The sequence below is a fragment of the Pseudoduganella sp. R-43 genome, from assembly GCF_049913255.1.
In the GTDB taxonomy this organism is placed as follows: Bacteria; Pseudomonadota; Gammaproteobacteria; order Burkholderiales; family Burkholderiaceae_D; genus Rugamonas.
On the sequence record NZ_CP183988.1, the window covers coordinates 727,648 to 745,463 of the forward strand.

The following is a 17,816-nucleotide window of genomic DNA, read 5'->3' on the forward strand; positions in this document are numbered from 1 at the left end:
CCTGAGAAGCCGGGGCAAGTCCCCGGCTTTTTTCATAAGCATCTGCAAAATCATTCGTTCATTTAAGAACTTCGGATTGTTAAGGTGGCCGCTCTTCACAAGAGGACCACTTCAATGCAGACAAAATTCAAATTGAAACCGTTGGCAGCGGGCGCTTTCGTTTTGCTGGCCGGCGTTGCGCAGGCGCAGGAAGCTTCCCCTGCCGCTGTCGTCATTACCGGCTCGCGCATCCCCCGCGCCAGCCTGGAAGGCCCATCGGCCGTCACCGTCATCACCGGCGACGACATCACCAGGCAAGGCTTCAAGAACGTCTTCGACGCGCTGACCAACCAATCGCAGAACAGCGGCTTCGTGCAAGGCGCCGACTACGGCAATACCTTCACGCCATCGGCCAACGCCATCAGCTTGCGCGGCCTCGGCCCGAACCATACGCTGGTGCTGCTCAATGGCCGCCGCATGGCCGACTTCCCGATTGCTTACGAAGGCACTGTCAACTTCACCAACCTGGCCAATATTCCGTCGAGCGTGGTGGAGCGCATCGAGATCCTGAGCGGCGGCGCGTCGGCCGTCTACGGTTCGGATGCGATTGCGGGCGTGGTCAACATCATCCTGAAGAAGCAGGCCAACGGCTACGACCTCAACCTCAAGGCCGGGACCACAACGCGCGGCGGCGGCAGCGACAAGCGCCTGCAGTTCACCGGCGGCCACAGTTTCGACAAATTGAACACCCTGTTCAGCGTGGAACTTCTGGAGCGCGATCCGTTGTGGAGCGCAGACCGTGACTTCATGGCCAGCAAAACCGGCGTGGCGCCGACCTCCGTGCTGGCGCGCAAGAACGTCAGCACCGGCAAGTACGTCGACCCGGGCACTACCTGCTCCGACATCGGCGACCTGTTCGGCGGCAGCACCGTCAAATACACGGCCAAGGCAGGCAGCTACTGCGCCAGCCCGAAAGTCGGACCGACCTACTGGACCACGCAAACGAAGAACAGCAGCCAGAACCTGTTCGGCAGTGCCAACTACGAACTGTCCGACAGCACCATCCTCTTTGCGGAAGCGCTTTACGGCAACAACCGCAGCAGCAATAACACGCGCGGCCCGTCGTGGACTTCGCGCTCGGCTACCGACAGCTATTTCTGGAACCAGAACACCAGCCGCTACGAGGCGTGGAGCCGCTACATCTCGCCGGAAGAAATGGGCGGCGTGGGACGCTACAACCGCCGCTGGGACGACCAGGCAGCTTCGCTGTCGCTCGGCTTGCGCGGCCAGGTTCCGAGCACCACCTGGAATTACGAAGCAGGCTACACGGCCTCGCAGTACAAGAGCCAGAATCACACCCAGCGCGCGCTGGCCAATATCGACAGCTTCTTCCTCGGCCCGCAACTGGGTGTGAATGCCAGCGGCATTGCGATCTTCGCAGCTGATCCGGCGCGCCTGGCTACGCGCCTGACGCCGGGTGAATTCAATGCCATCACCGGCGAATCGGTCAGCGACGACAAGTCGTGGACCAACACGCTGAGCCTGACCGCCAACGGCGAAGCCTTCACGCTGCCGGCCGGCCCGGTCAAGGTGGCCACGGTGGCTGAGTTGGGCAAGCAGGGCTTCTCCAACACTCCCGATCCGCGCATCAACCTGGGCTACTTCAACACGCTGGCACCGTCCGACGTGACTGCAGGCACCCGCAAGCGCTACGCCATCGGCGCCGAGGCCAGCATTCCGCTGGTGAAGACGCTGGACGGCACCCTGGCGGGCCGCTACGACCATTACTCCTTCGCTGGCCGCGGCGACGGCAAGTTCACCTACAACGGCGGCCTGGAATGGCGCCCGGCTTCGCAGATCCTGCTGCGCGGGAATGTCGCCACCAGCTTCCGTGCGCCGGACATGAACTACATCTACAAAGCGCGCGGCACCGGCTACTATTCGTCCACCACCGACTACTACCGCTGCGCCAAAGCCGGCCAGCCAGTGGCGGACTGCGACTTTGCGAACTACTCGCCGGGTGCCGATTATGTGCAGACCGGCAGCAAGGACCTGCGCTCGGAAACAGGCCGTTCCGCCGGCTTGGGCGCCGTGTGGTCGCCAAGCGCCGACTTCGACGTCACGCTGGACTATTGGAAGATCCGTATCGACGACCTGGTGACCAACCTGAGCGCCGACAAGCTGCTGCGCGACGAAGCCAATTGCCGCATCAAGGGCGATCTGGCTTCGCCCACTTGCGCCGACGCGATCCGCCGCATCGTACGCTATGCCGACAATGCGCTGAACAGGCCGGGCGAGATCAGGCAAATCCTGGTCAACCCGATCAACGCGGCATCGACTAAAGTCAGCGGCATCGACCTGTCGGCCCGCTACGTCCTGCGCACCGCGGCTTACGGCAATTTCATCACCAGGGTGAATTATTCGAAGACCCTGAAGCAGGAGTCGCGTCAGTTCGCCGATGACCCGCTGAACAACGACAAGGATGACCTGGGCAACTACGACTGGCGCGACAAGCTGAATGCCAGCCTGACCTGGAACGGCGGCGACTGGTCTAACACGCTGTTCCTGCAGCGCTACGGCAAGGTGCCCAACAGCGCCGGCGATGCCTGGCTGACGCCGACTACCCTGGTCAACGCCAGCTCGGTGGTCAAGCTGGACAAGCGCATTACCGTGTCGCTGGCCGTGAACAACCTGTTCAACCGGATCAAGCATGACGACAGCGGCGGCTGGCCGTATTACCCGGTCGGCAATTACAGCCCGGCGGGGCGCCAGCTTTGGCTTGAGCTGAACTACCATTTTGGCTCTTAATCTGTTGTAAATATTGATTGGAATATTTACAATCAAATAGTTACTCCATAGAATCGTTGGATGCAATAATTCTATGGAGTACATCATCGACACCGCCACCCCATCGCAGTCGGCCGTACTGGCCGAGCTGACCCGTCCCACCGCCGCCTACCAGCGCAGCGCGCGCCTGGCCGTTGCCGGCCTGCTGGTTTTTGTGCTGCTGTATTTTGGCCTGGCAGGCTGGTTCCTGTTCAGCGCCTGGCGCCTGGTGCACGCCAGCCAGCATAGCGGCAATGGCTTCGCCAACTGGTGCGCCGCCATCGTCGCCGTGCTGCTGGCAATCGTCATGTTGAAGGCCATCTTCGCCGTGCGTCACTCGATGTCGCCCGGCATGGTGGAGATCAAGCGCGAAGAGCAACCGCGCCTGTTCAATTACCTGATGGAGCTGGCCGATGCGGCCGGCGCGCCGCGCCCGCACCGCGTCTTCCTGTCCAATCGCGTGAACGCCGCGGTGTTCTATGACCTGTCGTTGCTCAACCTGATTTTCCCCTCGAAGAAAAACCTGGAAATTGGCCTGCCGCTGGTGAACGCCATGCCTCTGGGCGAGTTGCGTGCGGTGCTGGCGCACGAATTCGGCCACTTCGCACAACGTTCGATGGCGGTGGGCCGCTGGGCCTACGTGGCGCAGCAAGTGGTGCAGGAAATGGTGGCGCGCCGCGACAAGCTGGACGACGTCATCGAAGGCATCGGCCGCCTGGATATTCGCCTGCGCCTGGTGGCCTGGGTGGTTCAGGTCATCGTCTGGTCGCTGCGTTCGCTGGTGGAGCAAGCCTTCCGCCTGGTGGTATTGATGCAAAGGGCCCTGTCGCGCGAAATGGAAATGCAGGCCGACCTGGTGGCGGTGTCGCTGACAGGCAGCGACGCCTTGGTCCACGCATTGCACCGACTGGGCGCGGCGGACGACGCCTGGGAGCGTACCGTTGGATTCGTGTTCGGTGAATATGGGTCGGGCCGCGCCACCATTGACGCCTTTGCCGTGCAAAACCATGTTACGGCGCGCATGGCCGGCATCCTGGACGATCCATACTACGGCAAGGTGCCGCCGCTGCCGGCAAGTCAGCCGGAACAACACCGCGTCTTCAAGGCCGAACTGGGCCAGCCTCCGCGCATGTGGCAAACCCACCCGCAAAACCACGAACGCGAAGAGAATGCCAAACGGCGCTACCTGGCCGCCACGATCGACCAGTCCAGCGCCTGGTCGCTCTTCGACGATCCCGCGGGTCTGCGCCAGCGCATGACGACGCACCTGCTGGAAGGACAGGAAGGCAAGGCCGAGCCGGTCGAGCTGGAAGAAAGCCTGAAACGCCTAGCAAAGGAATATCGGCGCGAGCATTTCCAGAGCCGCTATTGCGGCGTGTATTTCGGCCGTTCCCTGACGCGCCACGCGGCACAGGCAGCAGAGCTGCGCGCTGCGCGTAATGCCCAACCGGCTGCCGAAGCCAGCGCGCTGTATCCGGTCTCGCTCAAGGAGGACGTGCGCCAGCTGCGCCAGTTGCAGGAGGAGCGCGCGCAATTGTCGGCCGTGATCAATGGCCACGCCCAGGTACAGGGCAATCGCGTCCAGCTGGGCGGCGAGGAGTACCGGGTGAACCAGCTGCCGGCAGCGCTGCAACGCACCGAAGAACGCATCGCCCAACTGGAAGAAAAGCTGCGCCGCCATGATGCAACAGGACGGGCCTGGCACTATGCGGCGGCGGTCAAGCTGGGCGAAGGCTGGCCCGCCTACCTGGACAGCCTGCTCGACGTGCTGCACTACGCTGAACATGGCGCCGCCAACGTGCGCGATGCCTGGGGCCTGGTGCTGAACACCCGCGCCGTGGTGACGGCCGTGGCGCGCCAGAGCGAGAGCAATATCCAGCGCCTGATCGCCGATTGCTGCGGCCTGTACGTGGTGCTGGACGAAATCTATCGCGGCAACGGCGCTGTGCAGCTCGACCCACAGTTGATGGAACGGCTGGACATAAAGGAGAGCTGGCAAGAGGCATTGCAGAAATTCACGCTGCCGCCTGTCTCGCGCGACAACATCAACGACTGGCTGCAGGTTGTCGTCAACTGGACGTCCCATACGAGCAACTGGCTGGGCGCCTTGCGCTCCGCGGTGCTGGAGCAAATGCTGGTCAGTGAAACGCTGCTTGCCAGCCATGTGCGCAGCGGCGCGCCGATCGAAGCGGCACCGCAAGCGTGCCAGGTCCCCAAGACCTACAGCGTGCTGCTGGCAGGAAGCGAGCGCAAACTGCAAACCTCGCTGGACTGGTGGTCGCGGTTCCAGCGTGCCGACGGCTGGCTTGCCGGCGGCGCGCGGCTGGCTGTTGCGGGCGGCGTCGTGGTCAGCGTGCTGGGCATGGGCATGGCGCTCGGCACTTCGACCGTCATGGTGTACAACGGCCTGGGCACGGCGGTACGCGTCACGATCGATGGCAATTCGAAGCTGGTCGAACCGGGCCAGCACATCACGATCGATGCCAGCCCTGAAGAGGGGCATGCGGTCGAAGCCCGCCTGCCGGATGGCCGGCTGCTGGAAAGCTTCCCCGCGCGCGATGGCGCGGACCAGTCGGTGTACAACGTCGCCGGCGGCACTGTGATGGCAACTGGCGTTGTTCATTACGGCGGACCCGGCAATGACGAGAACACCGTGCTTGGCGCACCGCGCTGGTTCGATACCGACGCCGACGTGCTGTTCGAAGAACCGCCGGAGTCGGTCAGCAGCAAGAGCAAGAAATGGCGCAAGGTGCTTGCCGCGGCGTCGGGCATGGAGCCGGAGTCGCTGTCGCAGCTCGTGAAGGACGATGCGCAGCGCAAGGCCATGGTATTGGCCCACGCACGCTGGGACAACATCAAGGCTCCATCGACCCGCGCCTGGCTGACGATGGCGCACGAGGACGGCGCGGGCGACGTGCTGGTACAGCGCCTGAAGGAAGACCCGGAAAACGTCCAGCTGCGGCGCGCAGAACAGGGCGTTGCCAACGAGTCGCCGGAGATTTGTGCGGCCGCGCGCGAGCGTGCCAAGGCACGCCCGGATGACGGCGACCGGCTCTACCTGGCGCTGCGTTGCGGGCAGTCCGCCAGCAAGGAGGAAATCGCGGCGGCGCGGGCACGCTTCCCGGGCAACGCCTGGCTGGCCTACCTGCACGTGCGCACCCTGCTGGATCAAGGCGCCTGGGAGGAAGCACTGGAGCCGCTGCGCAAGGTGCAGGGCAAGCTGCCGTACGAGAATGCCGATCTGGAAATGCAACTGGAACGTTTGCAGCGCCTGTTGGATGGCCAGGCCGGGAACCGCGCCTTGCCCCAAGGTTCGCGCGTCGCTGCCATGGCGCAGGCCGAGCGCGATGCGAATGATCCTTACGGCGCCCTCGCGCGCGGCGAGCTGGCCAAGGCGCTGGACGCGGTCAAGGGCGATCCGGGGCGCGCGGCGCGCATGCGCCGGCTGGTTGGGGCGTCCGATGGCGCCACTGCCGCCCAGGTGCAGGCTGCGCTGGAGGAACCGATGACAAACGGTATCGACCAGGTGACCTTGCTGGTAGGAGCGGCACTGGCGCTGCGCCATGGCCGCGATACCGAACCATACTGGGCCCAGGCGAAGCCGATGGGGGAATATGCGCTGCGCCTGCGCCGCTTCATCGAGGCTTCCGGGGCCGGCAAATACCAGGAAGCGGAAATGGCGCTGGGCGCAATGCCGATGGAAGCGCGTGCGCTGGCCTATGCGGCGGGCGGGGTGGCGGCAGGCGACGGCGCGCCTGCCCGCTGGCGCAAGACTGCGCGCCTGGCGCTGTTCGCTCCCGAGCGCCCATACCTGCGCAACTGAAGCGCACTATAATGCTCCGGCGTTCCCAACCCAACCGCCGGAGCATTGAGATGATTCGTAACGCCGTACTGCTTTCCCTGTTTGCCGCCTTCCCGCTGGCGCATGCCGCGCCGGACCTCTCGACGGTCGCCGAACGCTCCGGCTACCAGGCCACGGGCCGCTACGACGAAGTGCAGCGACTGTGCGCGGACTACCAGAAGGCCTACCCGAAAGCGGTGCGCTGCTTCTCCTTCGGCGAAACGCCGGAAGGCCGGCCGATGCTGGCGCTGGCCGTTTCCCGTACCGGCGCGCTGACCGCCGCTGCGGCCAGGCAGCGCAAGCTGCCGGTGTTGCTGGTGCAAGGCGGCATCCACGCCGGCGAGATCGACGGCAAGGATGCCGGCTTCCTGGCCCTGCGTGAGGCACTGGACGGCAAGACCGCCGCCGGTGCGCTGGACAAACAGGTCGTGCTGTTCATCCCCGTCTTCAACGTCGATGGCCATGAACGCTTCGGCAAGAACAACCGCCCCAACCAGCGCGGCCCGGTGGAAATGGGCTGGCGCGTCACCGCGCAGAACTACAACCTCAATCGCGATTACGTGAAGGCCGATGCGCCGGAAATGCAGGCCATGCTCAAGCTGGTCAACGAATGGGACCCGCTGGCCTACATCGACCTGCACGTGACCGACGGCGCCAAGTTCCAGCCCGACGTCTCGATCCAGGTCGAACCGGTGCACGGCGGCGATACGGCGCTGCTCCCGCTGGGCAAGGAGCTGCGCGACAACGTCATGGCCGACCTGCGCAAGCAGGGCTCCGACCCGCGCCACTTCTACATTTCCTTCGACAAGACCGATCAGCCGGATTCCGGTTTCGTCGACAGCATGGCCACGCCGCGCTTCTCGACCGGCTATTTCCCGCTGCGTAACCGCTTCGCCATGCTGGTGGAAACGCACTCGTGGCGCGATTACCCGCACCGCGTGAAGGTCACCCGCAACACGATTGTCTCGCTGATGGAGCAATTCGCGCAGCATGGCGCGGCCTGGGCCAAGGCCGCAGCGGAAGCCGATGTGCGCGCCGCCAGGCTGGCCGACATGCCCCTCAGCTACAAGACCACCGAGCGTACCGAGATGATCGACTTCCCGGGCTACGAGTACACCCGCACGCCGTCGGACGTCTCGGGTGGCGTCTGGACGAAATATGATGAATCCCGGCCGCAGAAATGGACCGTGCCGCTGCGCGACGAAGTGGTGCCGGATGTAATGGCCAAGGCGCCGGCCGGCGGCTACCTGGTCCCTGCTGCGCAAGCTGCACTGATTGAACCCAAGCTGAAAGTGCATGGCATCAGCTACAAGCGCCTGGAGCAGGCGCCGGGCAAGGTCTCAGTGGAAGCCTTCCGCGCCGATGAAGCCAAGCTGACAGCAAGCTCTTTCGAAGGCCACCAGCTCGCAAGCTGGAAAGGCGCCTGGAAGATGGAACAGCGCGAGGTGGGCAGGGGCGCCCTGTTCGTGCCGATCGCCCAGCCGAAATCGCGGCTGGTGATGACGATGCTGGAACCGGCAGGCGCAGATTCGTTGGCCGCCTGGGGCTTCTTCAACAACTACCTGGAGCGCAAGGAGTACATGGAGGAATACGTGGCCGAGGAGGCTGCCCGTGAAATGCTGGCAGCCGATCCGGCACTGGCAGCCGCCTTCAAGGCCAGGCTGGAAAGCGATGCGGCATTCGCCAAGAACCCGCGCGCCCGACTGGATTTCTTCGCCCGCCGCCACGCCACCTGGGATGAGCGCTACAACCTGTATCCGGTGTACCGCACGGGCCTTGTTTACTAAACTTTCTGAAACTTCGCCGTTTCTGTCACTTTCGATTGCGAGGAAAGATCGGGTAAAGGTATAAAAGCAGCATCATCAAAGGAGACACCATGGGTATCCGACCTTTCGTGGCGCTGTTTACTGCAACACTGTTGGCCGCCGCCGCCCAAGCGGCGCCCACGGGCAGTCCGGCTGCCGCCGTCAACGTGTTTATCGGCACGGGCGGCGACGGCCACACCTTCCCCGGCGCCAGCCGCCCGTTCGGCATGGTGCAACTGAGCCCGGATACCCAGGTGCGTCATTTCCGCCAAAGCTATCCATGGGCGGCGGGCTATCGCTACGAGGACAACTCCATCCTCGGCTTCTCCCATACGCATTTCTCGGGCAGCGGCCACTCCGACCTGGGCGACATCCTGCTGATGCCCTACAGCGGCGAAACCAAGCTTGAGCCGGGCTACCCCGAGCGACCGTTCAGCGGCTACCGTTCCCGCTTCCGCCACGAAGATGAGCGCGCGGAACCGGGCTATTACGCGGTGCGCCTGCAGGATCACGAGGTCGATGTCGAACTGACCGCCAGCGAACGCGTCGGCCTGCACCGCTACCGCTACGCCAAGGGCGCACAGTCAAAGCTGATCCTCGACCTGCGCCAGAGCATTTACGATTACGCCGGCAAGAACTTGTGGTCATCGCTGCGCCTGCGCGACAGCACCACCATCACCGGCATGCGCATTACGCGCGGCTGGGCGCCCGGACGCCAGGTCTACTTCGCCATGAAGCTCTCGCGCCCGGTCTCAAGCCACACCCTGCTCAACCGCGAGGAGGGCGTTGAATACAAGGGCTTCGCCGGTCCCGGCAAGACTCCGGCCGACAAAGTGCAGGTGGAAGGCAAGGCACTGGTGGCCGCCCTTGATTTCGGCATGCCGGAAGATGGCACGCTGATGGTCAAGGTCGCGCTGTCCGGCGTCAGCGAAGATGGCGCGCTGGCCAACCTGGAAGAAATGCCGGGCTGGGATTTCGATGCCGAACGCCAGCGCGCAAGCACAGCCTGGAGCGAGGCGCTGTCCGCCGTTGCCATCGAAGCGCCGGCCGACATGCGGAGCATGGTCTATACAAGCTTGTACCACGCCATGCTGGCGCCAAGCCTGTTCATGGACCGCGACGGCAGGTATCGCGGCCCGGACAACCAGGTGCACCAGGCCAAAGGCTTCCGCTACCATTCGACCTTTTCGCTGTGGGACACCTACCGCGCCCTGCATCCGCTTCTCACGCTGGTGCAGCCGGAACAGCGCAATGCCGACTTCGTGAATTCGCTTGTCGCATCGCGCCAGCATAGCCCGCACGGCATCCTGCCGGTATGGGCTTTCCACAGCCTGGAAACCTGGTGCATGATCGGCTACCACGCGGTGCCGGTGATTGCCGACGCCTACATGAAGGGCATCAAGGGCATCAATGCCGACGAAGCGCTGGCCGCGATGGTTGCCAGCGCCGACTATGGCCCGTACGGCGGCCTTGAACACTACAAGAAGCTGGGCTATGTGCCAATCGACCTGGAACCTGAAGCCGCCTCCAAGACCGTGGAATATGCCTTCGACGACTGGACCATCGCCCGCATGGCCGAGAAGATGGGCAAGAAGGATGTGGCCGCGCGCTTCTACCGGCGCGCGCAGAACTACCGCAATGTGTTCGACACCAAAACCGGCTTTGTCCGCGCCCGCAAATCCACCGGGGAATTCCGCGAGCCCTTCAACCCGGTGCAGTCCAACTTCGGCAGCGATTACACGGAGGGCAGCGCCTGGCAGTACTCCTGGTATATGCCTCACGATAACGCGGGCCTGGTCGGCATGCTGGGTGGCGACGCCGGCCTGCAGACGAAGATCGACCAGGTGTTCGACGCCAAGATCGATGACAAGGTCTACGCGCACATGGAAGACATCTCCGGCCTGATAGGCCATTACGCCCACGGCAACGAACCATCGCACCATGTGGCCTACCTGTACAACTACGCTGGCGCGCCGTGGAAGACCCAGGCGCGCCTGGCGCAGATCGTCGCCAGCCAATACCATAACAAGCCCGATGGCCTGGCGGGCAACGACGACCTGGGACAGATGTCCGCCTGGCTCGCCTTTACCGCATTGGGTTTCTACCCTGTGGCGCCGGGCAGCAACGAGTATGTGATTGGCCGCCCCTTCGTCGACAAGGCCACGCTGAACCTGCCGAACGGGAAACGCTTTGCCATCCGCGCGGAGCAGATGTCGGTGGCCAATCCCTATGTCGGCAGTGTCACGCTGAACGGCAAGCCCTTGGCGCGCACTTTCCTGCGGCATGAAGACATCATGGCCGGCGGCGAGCTGGTATTTCGCATGCAGGCCGGACCGAACAAGGAATGGGGCCGCGAAGCCGGCGCCCGTCCATATAGCCAAACGGGATATCAACAATGAGGAACACCATCTTCCGCGCCGGGCTGGCGCTTGTGCTGGCGGCCACCGCGCCGCTGGCAGCCGCACAATTCGTGGGCAAGGTCAGCGATCCGGTCGAGTGGGTGAACCCGCTGATGGGCACTGCCAGCAAACCGGAAATGTCGAACGGGAACACCTATCCCGCCATCGCAGTCCCGTGGGGCATGAACCTGTGGACGCCGCAAACCGGCAAGATGGGCAATGGCTGGACCTACCAGTACGATGCCGACAAATTGCGCGGGCTGAAACAGACGCACCAGCCCTCGCCATGGATGAATGATTACGGCCAGTTTTCGGTGATGCCGGTGACAGGCAGCAAACGCTTCATGGAAGACGACCGCGCCAGCGCATTTTCGCACAAGGCGGAGGTTTCCAAGCCGTATTATTACAGCGTCTACCTGGCGGATGCCAACGTCACCGCAGAACTCACGCCAACCGAACGCGCTGCCCAGTTCCGCTTCACTTTTCCTGAATCGGACAAGAGCTTTGTGGTGGTGGACGCCTTCGACAAAGGCTCCTACGTCAAGATCGTCCCTGGGCAGCGCAAGATTGTTGGCTACAGCACCCGTTACGCGCGCGGCCCGCTGCCATCCAGTTTCCGCCTGTATTTCGTGATGGTGTTCGACAAGCCGTTCAGCTCCACCGATGTGTGGCGCGGTAAGGAGCTGGTGGAAGGCGCGCTCGAAATGGAAAGCCAGCACAGCGGCGCCATTGTGGGCTTCAAGACCGGTCGCGGCGAGCAAGTGCACATGAAGGTCGCTTCGTCTTTCATCAGTCCCGAACAGGCCGAATTGAACCTGCAGCGCGAACTGGCCAACGACGATTTCGACGCTACGCGCGCACGCGCCAAGGCGGCATGGAACCGCGTACTGTCCAAGGTGGAAGTGGAGGGCGGCAGCATCGACCAGGTGCGCACGTTCTATTCGAGCCTGTACCGGATGGTGCAGTTCCCGAACAAGATGTATGAAATCGATGCCGCCGGCCAGCCGGTGCACTGGAGCCCTTACAACGGCAAGGTCTTGCCCGGCTACCTGTTTGCCGGCACCGGCTTCTGGGACACCTTCCGCGCCCTGTACCCCTTCCTGAACCTTGTCTACCCGTCGATCAACCGCGAAATGCAAGCCGGCCTGGCCAACGCCTACCGTGAAGGCGGCTGGCTGCCCGAGTGGTCTAGTCCCGGCTACGCCGACATCATGGTCGGCAACAACTCCGCCTCGGTGGTTGCCGATGCCTGGATCAAGGGGAGCCGCAGCCCGGACATCGAAACTCTTTGGCAAGCGCTCAAGCACGGCGCCGACAATGAAGGGCCGGTCAGCGCAGTTGGCCGCGCCGGCGTGAAGTACTACAACGAGCTTGGCTACGTGCCATACGACGTGAAGATCAACGAGAACGCCGCACGCACGCTGGAATATGCCTACGACGACTTCGCGATCTACCAGCTGGGCAAGGCACTGGGCAAGCCGGAGTCGGAGATCGGCGTCTACGCGCAGCGCGCCATGAACTACAAGAAGCTGTTCGACCCTGAAACGGGCCTGATGCGCGGCCGTAACAAGGATGGCAGTTTCCAGGCGCCGTTCAACCCGGTCAAGTGGGGCGATGCCTTCACCGAAGGAAATAGCTGGCACTACACCTGGTCGGTCTTTCACGACATCGACGGCCTGGTGAACCTGATGGGCGGCCGCGCAGCCTTCATCAACAAGCTGGATACGGTGATGAGCATGCCGCCCGTGTTTGACGAAAGCTATTACGGCTCCGTGATCCACGAGATCCGCGAGATGCAGGTGGCGAACATGGGCCAGTACGCGCACGGCAACCAGCCGATCCAGCACATGCTTTACCTGTACAACTTTGCCGGCGCACCGTGGAAGTCGCAGTACTGGATTCGCGAAACGCTGAACCGCATGTACAAGCCGACGCCGGATGGCTACTGCGGCGACGAAGACAACGGACAGACTTCGGCCTGGTATGTGTTCTCCGCGCTGGGCTTCTATCCTGTAACGCCGGCTGTCGGCCAGTACGTGGTGGGCGCACCGCTGTTCCAGCACGCCACCGTGCACCTGGAGAACGGCAAGCGGATTCGCATCAACGCACCGGCCAATGGCGCCGCCACGCGCTATATCCGCGCCGCGAAGCTGAATGGCCGCGCGCTGCAGCGAAACTGGCTGGGCCACGATGAACTGCTGCGCGGCGCCACCTTCGATGTGGAGATGTCGGCGCAGCCGAACCAGCAGCGCGGCACGGCTCCCGACGACGCGCCGTATTCCTTTTCGCGTGCTGAAACGGCGGCTACTTCGCCGAAACGATAGCGTCGATCATCCGCTGGGAATAGGGATCGCCCTTCACTTCTGTCGTCAGCATCATGGCGCGCCACAGCGGGACGATGCCGAAGCCCAGCGCGTCGAAGCGCTTTACCGCACAGTTGTTGAAAACTCGCTACCGTTGAATTTTTTGTTGATACCGATTTGTCGCTCGGACTCAAGGAGTTGTTGCGGTAGCTGGAAGAGCGCGCCGGCCTGCGTGAGCCAAACAAGAAGGAAACCTGGACCATCTGCGGATGAATCTGCGCGACGTGCTGGAAATGGCGCGCAGGCGGCGCGCCCTTCGCCAGCAGCGTTAGCCAGCCTGCAGTGGAATCACGCCGGGCACGGTTGCCGGCGTGGAGCAAGGCTCCTCGTCGAAAGCGATATCGCCCAGCGGGTTGGCGATGCCGTCGGTTTTCAGGTCCTTGAAGCCGAACAGCTCGCGGTCCATCAGGTGCGATGGCACCACGGTCGACAGGGCGGAGAAGGTGTTCTCCACGCGGCCGGGATGTTTCTTTTCCCAGTCGCGCAGCATGGCCTTGATCTGCTTGCGCTGCAGGTTCTCCTGCGAGCCGCACAGGTCGCAAGGGATGATCGGGAAGTTCTTCACCGCGGCGTAGCGCTCGGTGTCTTCTTCCTTCACATAAGCCAGCGGGCGGATCACCATGTGCTTGCCGTCGTCCGACACCAGCTTGGCCGGCATGCCCTTGATTTTCCCGCCGAAGAACATGTTCAGGAAGAAGGTCTCGAGGATGTCGTCGCGGTGGTGGCCCAGGGCGATCTTGTTGCAGCCCAATTCATCGGCCACGCGGTACAAGATGCCGCGGCGCAGGCGCGAGCACAGCGAGCAGGTGGTTTTGCCTTCCGGGATCAGGCGCTTGACGATCGAGTAGGTATCCTGGTTCTCGATGTGGAAGGGCACGCCCAGCTTTTCCAGATAGGCCGGTAGCACGTCGGCCGGGAAGTTCGGCTGCTTCTGGTCCAGGTTGACGGCCACGATCTCGAAGTTGATCGGCGCGCGTTCGCGCAGCGTCATCAGGATGTCCAGCAGGGCGTAGGAGTCCTTTCCGCCGGACAGGCACACCATCACCTTGTCGCCGTCTTCAATCATGTTGAAGTCGCCGATGGCCTGGCCGACCAGGCGGCACAGGCGCTTGTGCAGCTTGTTGTTTTCGTAGGCGATCTTGTCTTCGGCCTTGGTGTCCACTACCGCGTTCATGCTGCGTCCTTGATCTTGAATACTTCAACGCCCACGCCTTCGCAGTCAGGATAGACGTCAGGCTTCATGGTCGACACACGGGCGGCGCGCACGCTTGGATGCGCCAGCATGGCCTGCACCACGTCGTCCACCAGGGTTTCCTGCAGGTGCACGTGGCCCTCGGCCATGCGGCGCGCAATGGTCTCGCGCATGAAGTCGTAGTCGACCACTTCGTGCAGTTCGTCGGCCTTTGGCGTGGACACGGCCAGCGGGATATACAGGTCAACGTTGATCAGTACGCGCTGCTCGCCTTTCTTCTCGAAATCGTGCACGCCGATATTGATCAGCACTTCATAGTTGCGCAGGAACAGCCGGCGGCAGTCTTGCAGTTGCGGGTGAATCAGGGCGGACAGCATGGTGCTAAAACCTTAAAAGTGAAAATTCTTTATTTGGCCAGGAACATTACATCGCGCGGCGACGGCAGCAAATGCTGGCCGCCATCGACCAGCAGGGTAGTGCCGGTCACCGCACGCGCGCCTGCCGCATAGACCACGGCGGCGGCAATGTCCTCGGGAGTGCTGGAACGGCCCAGCGGCGTCTGGGTGTGCGCCTTGGCGAAGCCTTCCTCGCTCTGGTCTCCGGATACCATGGTGATGCCCGGCGCCACGCCCACCACCCGGACCTTCGGCGCCAGCGATTGGGCCAGCATGGTGTTGGCCGCCTGCAGCGCCGCCTTGGACAGGGTGTAGGACAGGAAATCAGGGTTGAGATTATAAAGCTTCTGGTCCAGCAGGTTCACAACCACGGCCTGGCCGCCTTCCGGCGTGGCGTCGTACAGCGCGCGCGCCAGCTGGATCGGCGCCGCCACGTTGGCGTGCATGTGGGCGTCGAGCCGGGCGTGGCTGAGATTCAGGTCGCTGTCGTAATCGAACAGGGACGCGTTGTTGACCACGCAGTCGACCCGTTCCAGTGCCTTCACTGCGGCGGGCAGCAGGCCGCGCACGGCTTCCTCGTCAGACAGGTCGCATTGCAGCGTGATGGCGCGGCGGCCGAGGGCGGCGACGGCCTGCGCCACTTCGCGCGCTTCGTCGTGCGAGTTGCGGTAGTGGACGGCGATGTCCCAGCCGGCGCGCGCCAGTCCCAGCGCGATTTCGCGTCCCAGGCGGCGGCCGGCGCCGGTCACCAGGGCCACGCGCGGCTGTTCGGGCGTCGGAGTTGAAGTAGTCATAGTCAAATTGAGCAAAATGGCGCCGGCTGGCGCTGAACCGCTACAATGCCGGCATGTCTTTACCAGCACCTTCCCCCGACGCGCTGGCCGCGTCCCAAGCCCTGCAGCGCCTGATTGCCGACGACATCGCGCGGCAAGGCGGCGCCATTCCGTTCTCCCGCTTCATGGAGCAGGCGCTGTATGCGCCCGGCCTGGGCTATTACAGCGGCGGCGCCGCCAAGCTGGGCAAGGATGGCGATTTTACAACCGCACCCGAGCTGAGCGCCCTGTTCGGGCAGTCGCTGGCGCATGTTGCAGCCGCTATTATGGACCAAAGCGCGCCGCATATCCTTGAATTCGGCGCTGGAACGGGCAAACTGGCGAGGGATATCCTGACCGAGGCGGCGCAAGCCGGCATCGTGGTCGAAAGCTATTCCATCGTCGAACTCTCCGGCGAACTGCGCGCCCGCCAGCAAGAGCTGCTGCGCGCCTTCCCGCAGGTGCGCTGGCTGGATGCCCTGCCGGAATCGTTTGAAGGCGCGGTATTCGGCAACGAAGTGCTGGATGCCATGCCGGTCGACGTGATCACCCTGGCCGACAGCGGCTGGCAGTCGCTGCACGTGGCCGCCGAGGCCGACGAGGCAGGCGGCGCATGCTTCGCCTGGCGCCCGGTGGCGGCCGACGCCGCGCTGCAGTCGCAGATCGAGCGCCAGGTTCCTGATACGAAAGCGCTGCCGGTCGGCTATGTGACCGAAGTGCACGGCGCCGGCTGCGGCTTCATGGCCACGCTGGCCGCCATGCTTGCAAAAGGCAAAGGCGCCGCCTTCCTGTTTGATTATGGCTTCCCGGCGCGCGAATACTACCTGGGCGACCGCGCCACCGGCACCCTGATGTGCCACTACCGCCACCACGCCCACGCGGAACCGTTCTACCTGCCAGGCCTGCAGGACATCACCGCCCACGTCGACTTCACGGCGATGGCGCTGGCGGCGCAGGACGCGGGCGCCGACGTCATGGCATATAACAGCCAGGCCGGCTTCCTGATCGGCGCCGGCATCGGTGAGCTGATGCAGCGTTTCGACCCGGCTGACGCCCTGAATTACCTGCCGCACGCTAACGCACTGCAGAAATTGCTTTCTCCAGCCGAAATGGGAGAATTGTTCAAGGTGCTGGTGATTGGCCATGGCATTGAATTGCCGGGTCAATTGCTGCGTAGCGACCGCAGCCACCGTTTGTAATATGATTGAGAGATGGGAAAGATACATACTCACTATGACAACCTCAAGGTAGCGCGTGGCGCGCCACAGGAAGTCATACGTGCTGCTTACAAGGCCCTGAGCCAGAAATATCATCCTGACAAGAATCCCGGGGATGAGAAGGCGGCCCGCATCATGGCGATCGTCAACACGGCCTATGGCACGTTGTCCGATCCGCAACGCCGCAAGGAGCACGATGAGTGGATCACCCAGGAAGAATGGGAAATCGAATGGCTGGAGAGCACCAGGCACGAGCCGGCGCATGAGCCGGGCTGGTCCGACCAGCTCGACCTGCCGCGCCGGCGCCGGGTGCTCAAGTCCTGGCGCTTCTGGGGCACGGTGGGCGGCGCCGCCGCAGCCGGCTGGCTGGGCGGGGTGCTGACGGTGACCGAGCCGCGCGCCATGTCCAGCGTGCTGGCCGGCGCCTGGGGCGGCAAGCCTCCTGCCGAATTGACCGCCACTGCCGCCGCCACCCCGAAAATCCACCCGCCGCGGGTAGAAAAAGTCACCCCCGACGATGGCTGGGCCGTCGCCAAGCCATACTCGCCGGAACCGTCGGTCTCTGCTGCAGCAGCACCGCCGATCAAGGTGCTGGCCCTGTCGCAGGTAGTGCTGCCCGGTGCCGCGGTTGATTGCGAGGCCGAGGTTGCCCCATCAGTCGCGCCGAACGGCGAACCATGGCCGGTCCAGTCCGGCTACGTGGAAGGTTTCCCGGTCGGGAACAAAGGCGAAGACATGCAGCTGACGCTGGACAACAGTGCCAACGTCGCCCCGGTCTTCATCAAGGTGTACGACCTCGAGCGCCGCTCAAATGTGCGCTACGCCTACGTGCAGCCGCACGACAAGCTGGTAGTCGACCAGCTATCGAACGGCAAATACGAAATTCGCTACCAGAACCTGAACCTCGGCGCCGGCCAAAACGGCTGTACGCACAAATGAAAGTCGGGGTCAGGTCTGGCAATCCGCCACATTTTTCGCGATGCGAAA

General features: G+C 63.5%; 10 protein-coding genes. 7 read left to right on the top strand and 3 right to left on the bottom strand.

All coding sequences use genetic code 11. The features are described 5' to 3' along the window. Positions 1 to 114 precede the first annotated feature (114 nt). The 5 genes from ACN9M3_RS03460 (at position 115) to ACN9M3_RS03480 (ending at position 13,174) form a co-directional block, all read left to right on the top strand. Positions 115 to 2,787, top strand: a complete 2,673-nt coding sequence (locus ACN9M3_RS03460; RefSeq protein ID WP_426320562.1) for a TonB-dependent receptor plug domain-containing protein — start codon at positions 115 to 117, stop codon at positions 2,785 to 2,787. A gap of 73 nt (positions 2,788 to 2,860) precedes the next feature. Next, positions 2,861 to 6,628 (top strand): M48 family metallopeptidase, encoded by a 3,768-nt coding sequence (locus tag ACN9M3_RS03465; RefSeq protein ID WP_426320564.1) that lies wholly within the window; start codon positions 2,861 to 2,863, stop codon positions 6,626 to 6,628. 50 nt (positions 6,629 to 6,678) lie between these two features. Beyond that, on the top strand, positions 6,679 to 8,433 hold the full coding sequence (locus ACN9M3_RS03470) for a M14 family metallopeptidase (RefSeq protein WP_426320566.1): 1,755 nt from the start codon (positions 6,679 to 6,681) through the stop codon (positions 8,431 to 8,433). Positions 8,434 to 8,522: 89 nt separating this feature from the next. Beyond that, positions 8,523 to 10,850: a GH92 family glycosyl hydrolase gene (locus ACN9M3_RS03475; protein WP_426320568.1), complete on the top strand. Its 2,328-nt coding sequence runs from the start codon at positions 8,523 to 8,525 to the stop codon at positions 10,848 to 10,850. Then, entirely contained in the window at positions 10,847 to 13,174 is a 2,328-nt protein-coding gene (locus tag ACN9M3_RS03480) for a GH92 family glycosyl hydrolase (protein WP_426320570.1), read from the top strand. Before ACN9M3_RS03475 ends, ACN9M3_RS03480 begins: the two co-directional genes overlap by 4 nt. 307 nt (positions 13,175 to 13,481) lie before the next feature. On the opposite strand, the gene ttcA is transcribed toward ACN9M3_RS03480, so the two are convergent. From ttcA to ACN9M3_RS03495, 3 genes are read right to left on the bottom strand one after another with little or no spacing between them, the layout of a single operon-like run. Continuing rightward, positions 13,482 to 14,387, bottom strand: coding sequence for a tRNA 2-thiocytidine(32) synthetase TtcA (gene ttcA, locus ACN9M3_RS03485; RefSeq protein WP_426167594.1), 906 nt, complete (start codon positions 14,385 to 14,387; stop codon positions 13,482 to 13,484). Next, complete coding sequence (locus tag ACN9M3_RS03490; RefSeq protein ID WP_057265902.1) at positions 14,384 to 14,782, bottom strand: dihydroneopterin aldolase; 399 nt, start codon at positions 14,780 to 14,782, stop codon at positions 14,384 to 14,386. The genes ttcA and ACN9M3_RS03490 overlap by 4 nt, the downstream gene beginning before the upstream one ends. Before the next feature lie 29 nt (positions 14,783 to 14,811). Next, on the bottom strand, positions 14,812 to 15,594 hold the full coding sequence (locus ACN9M3_RS03495; protein WP_426320573.1) for an SDR family oxidoreductase: 783 nt from the start codon (positions 15,592 to 15,594) through the stop codon (positions 14,812 to 14,814). 53 nt (positions 15,595 to 15,647) lie between these two features. On the opposite strand from ACN9M3_RS03495, the gene ACN9M3_RS03500 reads away from it, so the two are divergent. Together ACN9M3_RS03500 and ACN9M3_RS03505 are read left to right on the top strand one after the other, a co-directional pair. Beyond that, positions 15,648 to 16,811 carry a class I SAM-dependent methyltransferase gene (locus ACN9M3_RS03500; RefSeq protein ID WP_426320575.1) on the top strand — a complete coding sequence of 388 codons (1,164 nt, stop codon included), beginning with the start codon at positions 15,648 to 15,650 and terminating at the stop codon, positions 16,809 to 16,811. A 12-nt stretch (positions 16,812 to 16,823) separates the two neighbouring features. Further along, complete coding sequence (locus tag ACN9M3_RS03505) at positions 16,824 to 17,768, top strand: J domain-containing protein (protein WP_426320577.1); 945 nt, start codon at positions 16,824 to 16,826, stop codon at positions 17,766 to 17,768. Positions 17,769 to 17,816 lie beyond the last annotated feature (48 nt).